The organism is Streptosporangium sp. CA-135522 (genome assembly GCF_050949235.1).
Classification (GTDB): Bacteria; Actinomycetota; Actinomycetes; order Streptosporangiales; family Streptosporangiaceae; genus Streptosporangium.
On record NZ_CP192026.1, the window covers coordinates 5,415,980 to 5,428,865 of the forward strand.

Annotated in this window: 11 protein-coding genes; 7 read left to right on the forward strand and 4 right to left on the reverse strand. The window is 71.0% G+C overall.

All coding sequences use genetic code 11. The features are described from left to right. Nucleotides 1–5: 5 nt before the first annotated feature. The 3 genes from ACQPYK_RS25685 to recD2 all read left to right on the forward strand — a co-directional run bounded on the left by ACQPYK_RS25685 (nucleotide 6) and on the right by recD2 (nucleotide 5,466). The gene (locus ACQPYK_RS25685; RefSeq protein ID WP_433235633.1) at nucleotides 6–1,943 is read left to right on the forward strand and encodes a hypothetical protein; all 1,938 of its coding nucleotides are present in this window, start codon (nucleotides 6–8) and stop codon (nucleotides 1,941–1,943) included. Nucleotides 1,944–1,951: 8 nt separating this feature from the next. Continuing rightward, complete coding sequence (locus ACQPYK_RS25690; protein ID WP_433235636.1) at nucleotides 1,952–2,296, forward strand: hypothetical protein; 345 nt, start codon at nucleotides 1,952–1,954, stop codon at nucleotides 2,294–2,296. 908 nt (nucleotides 2,297–3,204) lie between these two features. Next, nucleotides 3,205–5,466, forward strand: coding sequence for an SF1B family DNA helicase RecD2 (gene recD2 / locus ACQPYK_RS25695; RefSeq protein WP_433235639.1), 2,262 nt, complete (start codon nucleotides 3,205–3,207; stop codon nucleotides 5,464–5,466). A 27-nt stretch (nucleotides 5,467–5,493) separates the two neighbouring features. On the opposite strand, the gene ACQPYK_RS25700 is transcribed toward recD2, so the two are convergent. After that, entirely contained in the window at nucleotides 5,494–6,198 is a 705-nt protein-coding gene (locus tag ACQPYK_RS25700) for an ArsR/SmtB family transcription factor (RefSeq protein WP_433235642.1), read from the reverse strand. Nucleotides 6,199–6,263: 65 nt separating this feature from the next. Here ACQPYK_RS25700 and ACQPYK_RS25705 point away from each other — a divergent pair, with 65 nt between their 5' ends. The 3 genes from ACQPYK_RS25705 (at nucleotide 6,264) to ACQPYK_RS25715 (ending at nucleotide 8,943) form a co-directional block, all read left to right on the forward strand. Continuing rightward, nucleotides 6,264–7,184, forward strand: coding sequence for a cytochrome P450 (locus ACQPYK_RS25705; RefSeq protein WP_433235645.1), 921 nt, complete (start codon nucleotides 6,264–6,266; stop codon nucleotides 7,182–7,184). Nucleotides 7,185–7,189: 5 nt separating this feature from the next. Then, entirely contained in the window at nucleotides 7,190–7,957 is a 768-nt protein-coding gene (locus ACQPYK_RS25710; protein WP_433235648.1) for an isocitrate lyase/PEP mutase family protein, read from the forward strand. Between the two features lie 365 nt (nucleotides 7,958–8,322). After that, entirely contained in the window at nucleotides 8,323–8,943 is a 621-nt protein-coding gene (locus ACQPYK_RS25715; protein WP_433235651.1) for a LysE family translocator, read from the forward strand. 113 nt (nucleotides 8,944–9,056) lie between these two features. Here the strand turns inward: ACQPYK_RS25715 and ACQPYK_RS25720 are convergent, their stop codons facing one another. Further along, complete coding sequence (locus tag ACQPYK_RS25720) at nucleotides 9,057–9,719, reverse strand: response regulator (RefSeq protein WP_433235654.1); 663 nt, start codon at nucleotides 9,717–9,719, stop codon at nucleotides 9,057–9,059. Then, nucleotides 9,707–10,897: a sensor histidine kinase gene (locus ACQPYK_RS25725; RefSeq protein WP_433235657.1), complete on the reverse strand. Its 1,191-nt coding sequence runs from the start codon at nucleotides 10,895–10,897 to the stop codon at nucleotides 9,707–9,709. The genes ACQPYK_RS25720 and ACQPYK_RS25725 overlap by 13 nt, the downstream gene beginning before the upstream one ends. A gap of 167 nt (nucleotides 10,898–11,064) precedes the next feature. Here ACQPYK_RS25725 and ACQPYK_RS25730 point away from each other — a divergent pair, with 167 nt between their 5' ends. Then, a complete protein-coding gene (locus tag ACQPYK_RS25730) occupies nucleotides 11,065–11,505 on the forward strand; it encodes a DUF6069 family protein (RefSeq protein WP_433235660.1) in 441 nt (146 codons plus the stop codon). On the opposite strand, the gene ACQPYK_RS25735 is transcribed toward ACQPYK_RS25730, so the two are convergent. Beyond that, nucleotides 11,492–12,862: a salicylate synthase gene (locus tag ACQPYK_RS25735; RefSeq protein ID WP_433235663.1), complete on the reverse strand. Its 1,371-nt coding sequence runs from the start codon at nucleotides 12,860–12,862 to the stop codon at nucleotides 11,492–11,494. The two genes, ACQPYK_RS25730 and ACQPYK_RS25735, sit on opposite strands and share 14 nt — an antisense overlap. Nucleotides 12,863–12,886: the final 24 nt, after the last annotated feature.

The window sequence follows — 12,886 nt, forward strand, 5'->3', positions numbered from 1 at the left end:
CCCTCGTGGCCAGCCGCACCACCAGCGACGACACCGCCGCCCCCCGTCCGACCCCGAGTGTCACGCGCCGCGTCTGGCGGCGCGCCAGGCACCGCGAGCAGGCGAAGGTCGTGTTCATCTGGCCGGTGGTGTGGCTGGCCGCCGCCCAGCTCGCCGCCGTGGCCTGCCACCAGTCTCGGCTGGGCTGGAAGCTCGCCGTCGTCCTGGCCGCCGGGGTCTTCACCGTGGTCGTGGTGCGCTCCACCCGCCGCGGCGAGAAGGCCCCGCTGATCCCGCTGACGGCCGGGACGGCGTGGCTACTGCTCACCACCGTGGCCGGCCCGTACGGCTGGCCCGCGCTGCTGCTGTGGCTGCCGGGCCTGGCCTGCTCAGTGCCGTACTGGTGGGCGCGGTGGGCCGAGCTGCACCGCACCGACAAGCCCGCGCCGACTCCCACCCAGGAGCCGGTCAACCAACCCGAGGAGAAGCTTGTGCAGTTGGAAGAGACGCTGACCGAGGAGATACAGCGCTGGTGGGCCGAGACCGTCGAGTCGAACCACGCCGTTTACGCCGGAACCCGATTGGAGGCGGTCGAGCCGGTCCCGGCCGGGTTCGCCGCTGACATCGTCGGCGTGCCGGGCAAGACGCAGACGAATCTGCTGATGCAGCAGAGGGGCGTCATCGCGTCGGCGCGGAAGAAGGCGCTCGACCAGATCGCCGTGGAGGACGCCCGCGACGGCGACTACTCCGGGGCACGCCTGACGGTGATCGACCGGGGCGACAACCTGCTGCAGCCGCGCTACTTCGAGGACGAGGTACCCGTCATCGACTGGGAGACCGGCATGTTCCGCGTCGGCACGTTCTTCGACGTCAAGCCCGTCCACTGGTCGTTCTGGACCACCACGGGCGGCGCGCAGATGGGCATCAACGCTGGCGGGACCGGCGCGGGCAAGTCGGCGTTCGGCGCGTTGAAGATCGCCGTGGCGCACCAGACGGAGCACATGGGCGTGATCCTGCTGGACAACCAGGACGGCAGCTCGCAGCCCGAATGGAACAACCGCACACACGTCACCCGTGAGGGCGTGGACGCGGTGTGGGAGGAGATCCAGGCGTACGACTACGTGATGGGTCGCCGCGCGCACTACATCGCCCACGCCAAGTGGGGCGACGACAAGGGCCGCGAGCGCACCGGCAAGTCGTTCCTCATCCCAGGTGACCCCGACCTGAACTACATGAGCTTGCTGTACTTCGCGATCGAGGAGTTGCCGATGCTGCTCAAGCACCCCGAGTACGGCAAGCGCGCCACCGATGTCCTGGCGAACGCCGTGAAGACCTGGCGCAAGCCGGGCGGCGCGGTGGACGTGTTCCTGCAGAACTTGGGCCTGGAGGAGTTCGGCGGCACCAAGGCGTCGAACGCGTTGCGGTCGAACCTCGTGGCCGGCGGCAGCGTCGCCGCGTTCCGCACCGGCTCGTCGGTGGATCACGGCATGGTCGGGCTCAAGGCCGACCCGTCGAAGCTGCCGGAGTTCTTCCAGGGCACCAAGGACAAGACTCACGGGCTGGGCTACATCAAGGGCATCGACGCCCGGCCCGGCGCGAAGTGGCGGTCGTTGACGTTCCACGACCTGTACGAGGTCGCCCAACGGCCAGCGGTAGGCGTGATCGATCAGATGACGCTCGGCTTCCGTGAGGAGTACCAGGAGCTGCACCGCCGCGGCCGTGAGGTCGAGACGGCGGCGCCACGCCCGATCGCGACGAACGTGGGCTGGACGTCGGCCGACGTGGAGGCGGCCGTCGAGCGGACGCTTCGCGGCGGGCCGAAAGACCTCGGCGCGCTGTGCCAGGCCGTGACGAAGCAGCTCAACGGCGTGAAGCTCGGCGAGATCCCCGCAGCCGCGCGGGCGCTCACGAAGGAGGGAGTCGTCCGGCAGAAGAACGACACCTTCTACCTCATCAACGCGTAGGGGGGCAGATGACGACCGTTTCGGCTCGCGCAGCTCGGCAGGCCATCCGTGAGGCGCGGTGGGCTGTGGTGCCGTCGCTGTGGCTGGCGACTGTGCTGGTGACAGCGGTGGTGTGTCGGCCCGCGCCGGGCACCGAGCTGGTGGTGCCGGTTGTCGTCGTTGTGGTGTCGGCGGTCGTGATGCTGATTGGCCGTCCGGTCGGGGCGGTCCTGGTGCTGTTCCACATGGGGCTGCTCACGCTGGCCACGTGGGGCGAGGTGGCCGGGCTGGTCCTGCTCGCGTCGACTCTCGCGGCTTTGCGTCTGCTTCCTTTACCCATCGTTCCAACCAACCCAACCCTCGGAGAGGACTGATCCGGATGATCACCAAAAGGCTGGTACACGACGAATTAACGCCTGCGGAGAAGGAGCTGTCGGTGCCGTGTGCAGCGGAGCGTTGCTCTGGCTGCAAGCACGAGTGGTGCGGACACGGCTGCCATAGTCGCTAGCAATTTCGCTTGCGCCATAGGCTCACGTGATGAAGCCGTGCAGGTTCTGGGTCGCCGCTGAGCGGAGTCGGTGTGGCGCCATCGTGGCTCGTTTGTACTTGCCGGGGTGGCGCTGCTCGGAGCACACGCCCGCGAAAGTAGCGAGTCACGCTGAGCCGCCCACGGGGTATTGCGCTCCGGCGCGGTGCTACTGCAGGAAGTGCCCATCGTGGACGGAGACGACCCGGTACCCGGTCAGCTCAGCCGAGACGTGGCAGGTCGACGCGAAGCATGTGTCCTCGGGCAAGAAGCGGGCGTCGCCGCAGCGGCAGCAGGAGGCGAAGCGGACGGTGCAAGAGCAGAGGGACCGGACCCGGCGGTTCGGCGGTAGGTGATGCGAAGTTCTGCTGACACTGGATACGCGCTGAGGCGCGTCACTGTGGCGCCACCCCTGCGAGGCAGTTCCTGCAGGGGTGGCTCGGCGCAACTAATGCAAGCCAAATAGCCAGCTTTAAGCTGCAGAGGCAGCCCTGATGGCCCGTGCTCGCTCGCGCTGGGCGCGAATCAAAGCCTCCAAGTCCGTCAGGGAGGTGCGTCCCGGCCGGTGTGCGAGCCTGGCCGCTTCGGCAGGGGAGAGGGCGTCGCGTTCGGCGCGAGCTCGGGCCAAGAGCTGGCCAGCTGACGCTAGCGCTTTTGCTTGCGTGATGCGAGACGGGTTGGGTCCGGAGAGGGGAGAAGTGGTCACGTATTGATGATAGATCGCTGGCTCAGCGGCTCGCGGAAGGTGTCGCGGTGATGAAGGTCTGCCCTAGTCTCGTCGGTGTGGGAAGGCCCGAGGGGAGCCCGGACGCGGGTTCCAAAGATGTCGCTACTAATTTGAGCGCAGTACTTGAGCGCATCACCTATGCCAACGAGGAGACCGGCTACACCATCGCCAGGGTGGCCACGGAGCGCTCGGGCAGCGACCTGCTCACCGTGGTCGGGCCGCTGCTCGGCGCCCAGCCGGGTGAGTCGCTGCGGCTGACCGGACGGTGGACCTCCCATCCCAAGTACGGCAAGCAGTTCGAGGTGTGGTCCTATGCCACCGTGCTGCCCGCCACCGTCCAGGGCATCCAGCGCTACCTGGGTTCCGGACTGATCAAGGGCATCGGGCCGAAGATGGCCGAGCGGATCGTCGACCACTTCGGCGTCGACACCCTGGAGATCATCGAGACCGCTCCCGAACGGCTGGTCGAGGTTCCGGGGCTGGGCCCCAAGCGGACCAAGATGATCGGCGTCGCCTGGGAGGAGCAGAAGGTCATCAAGGAAGTGATGATCTTCCTTCAGGGGGTCGGCGTGTCCACCTCCATCGCGGTGCGGATCTTCAAGCAGTACGGCGACGCCTCCATCACGGTCGTCAAGAGCGAGCCGTACCGGCTGGCCGACGACGTGTGGGGCATCGGCTTCAAGACCGCCGACACCATCGCCCAGGCCGTCGGCATTCCGCACGACAGCCCCGAGCGGGTCAAGGCGGGTCTGCGCTACACCCTTTCCCAGGCCGCCGACGACGGCCACTGCTACCTGCCGGCGCCCAACCTCGTCGGTGACGCGGTGAAGATCCTGGAGGTTCCCGCCGAGCTGACCGTCCGATGCCTGGACGAGCTGGTCGCCGAGGAGGGCGTGGTCCGCGAGGAGGTCCCCGCCGGTGACAGCACCGTACCGGCGGTCTATCTGGTTCCCTTCCACCGTGCCGAGCTGTCGCTGGCCGGCTCGCTGCGCGGGCTGCTGGCCTCCGAGCACGACCGGCTGGGCGTCTTCGGGTCGGTGGACTGGGAGGTGGCCCTGCAGTGGCTGCAGCAGCGGACCGGCGCCGAGCTGGCCCCCGAGCAGGCCCACGCCGTACAGCTGGCCCTGTGCGAGAAGGTCGCGGTGCTGACCGGCGGCCCCGGCTGCGGCAAGAGCTTCACCGTGCGCTCCATCGTCACCCTGGCGCGCGCCAAGAAGGCCAAGGTGATCCTGGCCGCACCCACCGGCCGGGCCGCCAAGAGGTTGGCGGAGCTGACCGGCCACGAGGCCACCACCGTGCATCGGTTGCTGCAGCTGCGCCCGGGCGGGGACGCCACCTTCGACCGCGACAATCCCCTGGACGCAGACCTGGTGGTGGTCGACGAGGCGTCGATGCTGGACCTGCTGCTGGCCAACAAGCTGGTCAAGGCCGTCGCGCCGGGCACCCACCTGCTGTTCGTGGGGGATGTGGACCAGCTGCCCTCGGTCGGTGCGGGGGAGGTGCTGCGCGACCTGCTGGCCGCCGAGGAGGAGATCCCCCGGGTGCGGCTGACCCACATCTTCCGCCAGGCGCAGGAGTCGGGTGTCGTCGTCAACGCCCACCGGGTCAACACCGGCCTGTCTCCGGCGCTGGAGGGTATGACCGACTTCTTCCTGTTCCCCTGCGAGGAGCCGGAGGAGATCGCGGCGCTGACCGTGGACGTGGTGGCCAACCGGATCCCGCGCAAATTCGGCCTCAACCCGCGCCGGGACGTGCAGGTGCTGGCGCCGATGCACCGGGGGGCGGCGGGGGCGGGCAATCTCAACACCTCCTTGCAGGAGGTGCTGACCCCCTCGCGGGAGGGCATGCCCGAGCGCCGCTACGGCGGCCGGGTCTTCCGGGTCGGCGACAAGGTCACCCAGCTGCGCAACAACTACGACAAGGGCGCGGCGGGAGTGTTCAACGGAACCGTGGGCGTGGTGGTCGACATCAAGCCCGACGACCACAAACTGACCGTGCTGACCGACGAGGACGAGAACGTCGAGTACGCCTTCGACGAGCTCGACGAGCTGGCCCACGCCTACGCGGTGTCCATCCACCGCTCCCAGGGCAGCGAGTATCCGGCGGTGGTCATCCCGCTGGCCACCAGCGCGTGGATGATGCTGCAGCGCAACCTCCTCTACACCGCGATCACCCGGGCCAAGAAGCTCGTCGTCATCGTCGGCTCACGCCGGGCGCTGGCGCAGGCGGTGCGCACCCGGGGCGCCGGACGGCGCCACACCAGCCTCACCCACCGGCTGCGCTCGCGCTGAGGCGGCCTGCCGGCAGGTCGTGCGGCATCACCTCACCCGGGTGGGGTCGCCGAGCCCCAGTCCGGCCATGGCCTCGCGGCCGGCCTCGGTGACGCGCAGCGCGCGCCCGGAGCCGATCCGGCTCACCCATCCCCGTTCCAGCGCGGTCGTGCAGAGCACGGCTCCTGCGGTGCCGGCCAGGTGATGGCGGCGTTCGGTCCAGTCCAGGCAGGGCCGGGCCAGGGGGCGCCTACCGCTGGGCGGCGGCAGTGGCACCCGCAGCTCCGCCTCGAACCAGGCCAGCCCTTCGTCGCTGAGCGCGAAGCCGGCGTCCTGCCGCAGCAGGCCTCGCGCGGTGAGCGCGTCGGTGATGGTCACGCCGAGCCTGCCGGCCAGGTGGTCGTAGCAGGTCCGCGCGACGGCCATCGCCTTGGCCACGCTGGCCGCGCGCAGCGTCGGCGGCTGGGCGGCGGCCTCGGCATGGGCCGTCAGGTCCTCGATGAGCTGGGCCACATGCGGTCCGGCGAGGCGCAGATAGCGATGGCGCCCCTGGCGCTCCTCGGCCAGCAGGCCCCCCTCCACCAGCTGCGACAGGTGGTCGCTGGCCGTGGAGGCCGCGACCCCGGCGTGCCGGGCCAGCTCCCCGGCGGTCCAGGCGCGCCCGTCCAGCAGTGCCAGGCAAAAGCGCGCCCGGGTGCTGTCGGCGAGCAGGCCGGCCAGGGTGGCCAGCGGGATCGATGTCGTGGATGTCATCTGTCCATCCTGGGCTGGGGATCTTTCGGCAGGTACCGAAATATTGCACCTCTAGCGTAGGAGACATGACTTCACGACAGATGGTCGTCAGCCGCTACGGCGAGGTGCGTGCGCTCCTGTCCGACCCGGCTCTTTCGGTCGTCCCCGCGCCCCGTCCGCCCTTCGCGCTGACCGTGGCCTGGCTGCGCGGCGCGGTCGGCCGCTTCGCCGACGGCGCCCTGCACACTCGGCGCCGGGCCGCGGCGATGGAGGTGCTCGCCGGCCTGGACCCGCGGGCGCTGCGCGCCGAGGCGTTTCGGCGGGCGTCGTCATCTGCCGGGGAGAGCGGGACGGTGCCGATCGAGCTGGTCCCGGTCGAGGTGCTGGCCGTCGCGCTCGGAGTGCGGGCGCAGGAGGGCGCGCAGGCCGCGCGGGCGGTCGCGGATTTCGCGGCGGCCTACCTGCCCGTACCCTCTGCCGCCGGGAACCCCGAGAAGATCGGGAACGCCGGGAACGCCGGAGATACAGGGGGCGCGGGGAAAGCCGGGGACACGGGGGAGACAGCGGTGGCGGACGCGGGTCTGGCGCGGCTGGCGCGGCTGCTGGGCGATCCCGAGCCGGAGCGGCTGGCCGTAGTGGCCGGACTACTGGCCCAGGCCTGCGACTCGACGGCCGGGCTGATCCGCAACGCGCTGGCGGCCGGCGCCGCCGCGTGCCCGGTGGAGGATCTGCTGGCCGAGACGCTGCGCCATGACCCGCCGGTCCGGGTCCTGCGTCGTACCGTGACGCGGCCGGGAGGGGGCGCGAGTGGCGAGCCCGGTACGCTCGTGCTGCTGGACGTCGCGGCGGCCAACCGGGACCCGGAGGTGTTCGACGAGCCCGAGCTGTTCCGGCCCGGCCGTGCCCAGGAGCACCTGACCTTCGGGGCGGGTTCGCGTCCCTGCCCGGGGCGGGAGGTCGCGCTGGCCCTGGCGGCCGGAGTGGTCGAGGCGGTGAAGGGACGATGACGGTGATGTTCGAACGGTTCAGGGCGCTGCACCATGGAGAGCGGCCACTGCTGCTGCCGAACGCGTGGGACCACGCCTCGGCGGCGGCGCTGGCGGCGGCCGGGTTCGCGGCGGTGGGGACCACCAGCCTGGGGGTGGCGGCGGCCGCGGGCAAACCGGATGCCGAGCAGGCCACGCGGGCCGAGACCCTGGCGTTGGCACGCGGGATCGCGGGGCTGGACGTCCCGGTCACGGTCGACATCGAGGGGGGTTTCGGCGGCTCGCCCGAGCAGGTGGCCGAGCTGGCCGCGGAGCTGGCCGCCGCGGGGGTCGCGGGGGTCAACATCGAAGACGGGCGGGGCCAGGGGCTGGCGGAGGTGGCCGAGCAGGTCGAGTTGATCGCCGCGATCAAGCACCGCGTGCCGGAGTTGTTCGTCAACGCGCGCACCGACCCGTTCTGGCTGGGCGCGCCCGACGCCCTGGCCACGGCCACGCGGCGGGTGGAGGCCTATGCCGCCGCGGGGGCCGATGGGGTGTTCGTGCCGGGGGCGGCCGAGGAGCGGGATGTGCGGACGCTGGTCGCCGCGGCCGGGGTGCCGCTGAACGTGCTCATCCAGCCCGGAGTGCCGCCCGCCAAGCTGGCGGACCTGGGTGTGCGGCGGATCAGCTACGGCTCCCTGTTGTTCCGGGTCGCGCTGCAGGCGGTCGTCGACACCGCGCTGGCGGTGGCCGACGGCGCCCCCGTGGCCGGCGACGTGCCCTCCTACGAGGAGATCCAGCGGCTGCTGCCCTGAAGCCCGATGGCCGGGCGATCTGGATTACGGGGGAACGCATGAGCCGGCCCGGCGGTTGAGGACGGCCGGTCCAGGGACGGCTGTGATCGGAGGTCGGCCGGCTGGTCAGAGACGGTACGCGCACCTGAGCCGGGCCGTGTCCCGACCTGACTCCATCCACCACTCACTTGCATCATGCAAATAGAGCCTCTAGGTTACTTGCATCATGCTAGTGGCTCCGGCGGGTGAGCGCGGGCCGTTGCCGGCCGCGCCATGTCCTTGGCCGCGTCAGCCCAGTGGCCGATCTTAGGAGTGAGCACCATGGATTTCACCCACGCGCTCAACGGGGCTCCCCGCGCATCAGCGGTCGAGCCTGAGGAGAGGTCATGGTGACCTTCGTGCTTGCGGCCCTGGTCCTCATCATGATCCCGGGGCCGGATCAGGCTCTCATCACCCGCAGCGCGTTGGTAGGTGGCCGTGCCGGCGGCCTGCTGACCATGTTGGGCGGCGTGCTGGGCCTGACAGTGCACGCCACAGCCGCCGCTTTCGGGCTGTCGGCGCTGCTGCTCGCCTCGACTATGGCGTTCATGGTCTTGAAGATCGTTGGGGCGGTATATCTGCTATGGCTTGGGCTGATGACCCTGCGCTCCGCTTACCGGTCCAGGAAAGACGAAACCGCGGTCTTCACGGCTCAGGCGCCGACGCGCCGGCTGGCCTATTTTCGTCAAGGACTGTTGTCCAATGCGCTCAACCCCAAGATCGCGTTGTTCTTCGTGACGTTCTTGCCGCAGTTCCTCCCGGCTGACGCTTCGGCCCCATGGGCCCAGGCCCTCCTTCTGTCGGCGGTTTTCGCGGTCCTCTACCTGGGATGGTTCAGCTTCTATGTCCTGGTGATCGATCGCCTCGCCCGGCTCTTGCGGCGCCCCAGGGTCAAAGCTGGAATCGAGGGGGTCACCGGTCTGATTCTGGTCGGCCTCGCACTTCGCCTCGCCTCAGCGCACCAGTAGCAGCCTTGCGCTGATACAGCGGCGACCTCGCCACCGGGGTCGCCGAGTTCGAGGAGCGATACGACCAGGACATTCGGTCATGCCCCTTCTCTGGTTCTCTGGCTTGACCTCCGTCAGGCGAGGCCGGCGTCGTGGGCGAGCAGGGCGATCTGGGTGCGGTTGTCGAGGCCGAGTTTGTCGAGGATGTTGGAAACGTGGCTCTTGACCGTGGTCACGCCCATGAAGAGCCGGGCGCCGATCTCGGCGTTGGTGTGACCCTGGGCGATGGCGAGCACCACCTCGTTCTCGCGCGGGCTGAGGACGGCCAGTGCGGCACGGGCCCGCTGGTAGGAGCCGGCCTGGGTGGCCACGCGGTCCATCAGGCGGCGGGTGATCCGCGGTGACAGGATCGGCTCTCCGGCGGCGACCTGGCGGATCGCCTGGACGATCTGCGCGGGCGGGGTGTCTTTGAGCAGGAAACCGCTGGCGCCCGCGCGCAGCGCGTACAGGATGTTCTCGTCGGTGTCGAAGGTGGTCAGCACGATGACTTCGGGCGGGTTGGGGCGGCTTCGTAGCCTGCGGGTGGCGGTGATGCCGTCCACCCGGGGCATGCGCAGGTCCATCAGGACGACATCGAGGGCATGGGCGTCGGCGGCGGCGGGCACCTCGTCGCCGTCGGCGGCCTCGGCCACTACGGAGATGCCGTGGATCCCGTCGAGCATCATCGACAACCCGGCGCGGACGAGGGCGTCGTCGTCGACCAGGAGGACGCGCAGCGGAGGGTTCACGCCGGCCATGGTAACCAGGCGCGCAGCCGGAACTCCCCGGCGGTCACCTCGTGATCGAGCCGCCCTCCCGCCAGGTGCACCCGCTCGGTCAGCCCGATCAGCCCGGTGCCGCTGCCCGGTGTGATCGGCCGGGCGGCTCCGCCTTCCGGCAGCGAGTTGCGGACGTCGATCACGAGCCGGGTGCCGGGCCTGCCTTCCAGCACGACCTGGACCGGCCGGCCGGCGGCGTGCTTGCGCGCGTTGGTCAGTGCCTCCTGAACGACCCGGTAGGCGGTACGGCCGGCCGCCGCGGGCAGTGCGGACGGGTCGATCACCTCGTCGCGCAGCCGTACCCGCGCCCCTGCCTCGTGGGACTCCTCCACCAGCCGGGGAAGGTCGGCCAGCACGGGCTGGGGCCCGTGGTCGAAGTCATGGTCCTCGTCGCGCAGCAGGCTGACCACTTCGCGCAGTTCGTCGAGTGCCTGGTGCACTCCGGCGCGGACCACTCCGGCGGCGCGGGAGAGTTGCTCGGGCGGGGAGTCCGGGCGGTACTCCAGCGCGCCCGCGTAGGTGGCCAGCAGCGACAGCCGGTGAGCCAGCACGTCGTGCATCTCCCGTGCGATCTTGGTGCGTTCGAGCATCCTGGCCTCCGCCACCCGGCGGCTCTGCTCGGCCTCGGCGCGGCGGGCGCGTTCGCGCAGGGAGCCGACGAGCGCGCGGTGCGCCCGGACCAGCGCTCCCCAGCCGATCAGCGCGCCGTATCCGAGGGTGATCAGGACCAGCCACCAGCCGAAGGAGATCCCGCCGTTGGGCCGCCACAGGCTCTGCGCCGCGTGCGCGGCGACTCCGGCCACCGCCGTGGCGACGGCGACGGGAAAGCGACGCCGCTGCGCCACGTACAGCGTGCCCAGCGTGGCCGGCGGGGTGGCCGCCGGCGACAGCGCCGCGAGCGCGGTGAGCACCAGCACTCCGGCGACCGGCCGCCACAGCAGCACGGGGGACAGCGCGCACCCCAAGATCCCGACCACGATGTCGAGCTTCAGGAGCCCGTCGGCCGGGTGGGCGGTGAGACGGCCCCAGATCGTCAGCGCGACCAGGGCGCCCAGCCCGATGACGGCGCCGACGAGGGTGGCGGTCCGGGGGATGCGCCGGCACTCGGCATCCGGCTCCGCATCCGGCTCCGCGTCCCACTTCGGCTGGTCGTTCACGGGCCAAGGGTAGCTCCGGGTACGGCGGGGCCGGCACCGACCAAAGGAGGAGTCCGCTCCTCCGGCGGTCGGACTCGCCGCGGCCGTGCGCCCGAGGCGGCGTCCCCGTCGCGGCGGCGATGTTGCTGATCGGTGAAGCACCGTCAATCACCCAGGAGGGGATCTGCGTGTCCGACAAAACCATGCTCACCCGGGCCGCCGGCCGACGTGCCCTGGTCGTCGCCGGGGCGATGGCCGCCGCACTGGCTCTCTGGGCGCTGGCCGGCCCGCTGGCCGAATTGAACCTGGCCGTCCGGATCGGCGGCGAACTCCAGCTCGTCGGGCTCGTCTCCGTCGCGGCGGCGAGCCTGATCGCCGGGCTGGCCGGCTGGGCGCTGCTCGCGGCGCTGGAGCGGAGATCCGCCCGGCCGAGGCGAACCTGGACGATCATCGCGGTCATCGTCCTCGTACTGTCGCTGGCCGGGCCGATCGGCAGCGCCGCCGGCACCCCGAGCATGGTGGTGCTGGCCGGCATGCACCTGCTCGTCGCCGCGGTGCTCATCCCCGGCCTGGGCGGTTCGGCGACCGTCCGGCGCAGGCCCGGGACAGGCGATCTCAGGCGGGGTTGAGGGTGTGCCGGGCCGTGTCCCGCACGGGTACCGCGGTCGCGGGGACGAGGAAGAGGGACACACTGCGTAGCTTCTCGCAGGTTTCCTCGAATTCGCGGTCGGGGGTGGACTGCTGGACCACGCCGGCGCCGGCGCGTAGCCAGGTGCGGCCGTCGCGGCGGAAGACGCTGCGCAGGACGAGGGCCGCGTCGATGGTGCCGTCGGCGTCGGCGGTCAGGACCGCGCCGCTGTACAGGCCGCGGGTCTCGCTCTCGGTGCGGCGGATCAGGTCGCAGGCGGGGGCTTTGGGGATACCGGAGGCGGTGACCGCCGGGAACAGTGCGGCGAGGGCGTGCCAGCCGGTACGGCCGGGCGTCAGGCGTCCGGACACCTGGGAGGCCAGGTGCTGGACGCTGCCACGTTCCTTGATCGACATGAAGTCGTCGACCTGAACGCTGTCGGGTGTGCAGACGCGCGCCAGTTCTTCGGCGGCCAGCCGTACGGAGATGGCGTGCTCGTAGACCTCCTTGGCGTCGCGGTAGAGCTCCTGGCGGCGGGCGTCGTCCAGGTCGCGCCGGCCGTCGAGGGCGCGGGTGCCGGCCAGCGGCTGGGTCAGCACGACGCCGTCGGCGTCGATTCTGGCGACGATCTCGGGGCTGAATCCGGCGGCCTCCCAGCCGCCCAGGCGCAGCAGGAAGGAACGGGCCGGCTGGTTGCCGCGACGGCCGGCGAGGTAGGTGGCGGGCAGGTCGATCTCGTCCGGTACCGGTACGACCCGCGACAGGATGACCTTGTCGAGCCGGCGCAGGCCGATCTCGGCCACGGCCGTGGTGACGGCTCGCCGGTAGGCCGGGCCGTCGTGGGCGTCCACGTCCAGGGTCAGGCGGTCGTGGCGGGACTGCTCGGCGCCCTGGCCGATCAGGCGTTCCAGGCGGTCCAGGTCGGCGGGGTCCAGGGCGCGCAGCAGGGCCGTGCCGGGGCGCAGCCTGATCTCGCGGGCGGGAACGAACAGGTGGGCCAGGGCCTCTCCGCCGGGGTCGGCGGGCAGGTCGTGCAGGTCGTGCAGGTGGTATCCGAGCTCGAAGACGGCCCAGCCGTAGGCGCGCCAGCCGCGTAGGGGGATCCGCTGTAAGGCTTCGGCCAGCGATTCCAGGGGGGTCCCTGCGGTCGTCGACGGAGGGACCGCGCCCGGCCCGCTGATGGTGGTGCCCGTTGCCGTGACGCTGAGTGTGAGGTGGTCGCCGTCGGCCCAGGCCATCTCACCACGCCCCTCGTACACCAGGTGGGCGCCGGGGGAGTTGCGGGCCAGGTGGGCCGCAGTGGCGACGGGGTCGGCGGTGAAGGCGACCTCCCGCTCTCGGTAGGCGAGCTGGGGCATCTGCTTCCTCTCACTTCGACGATC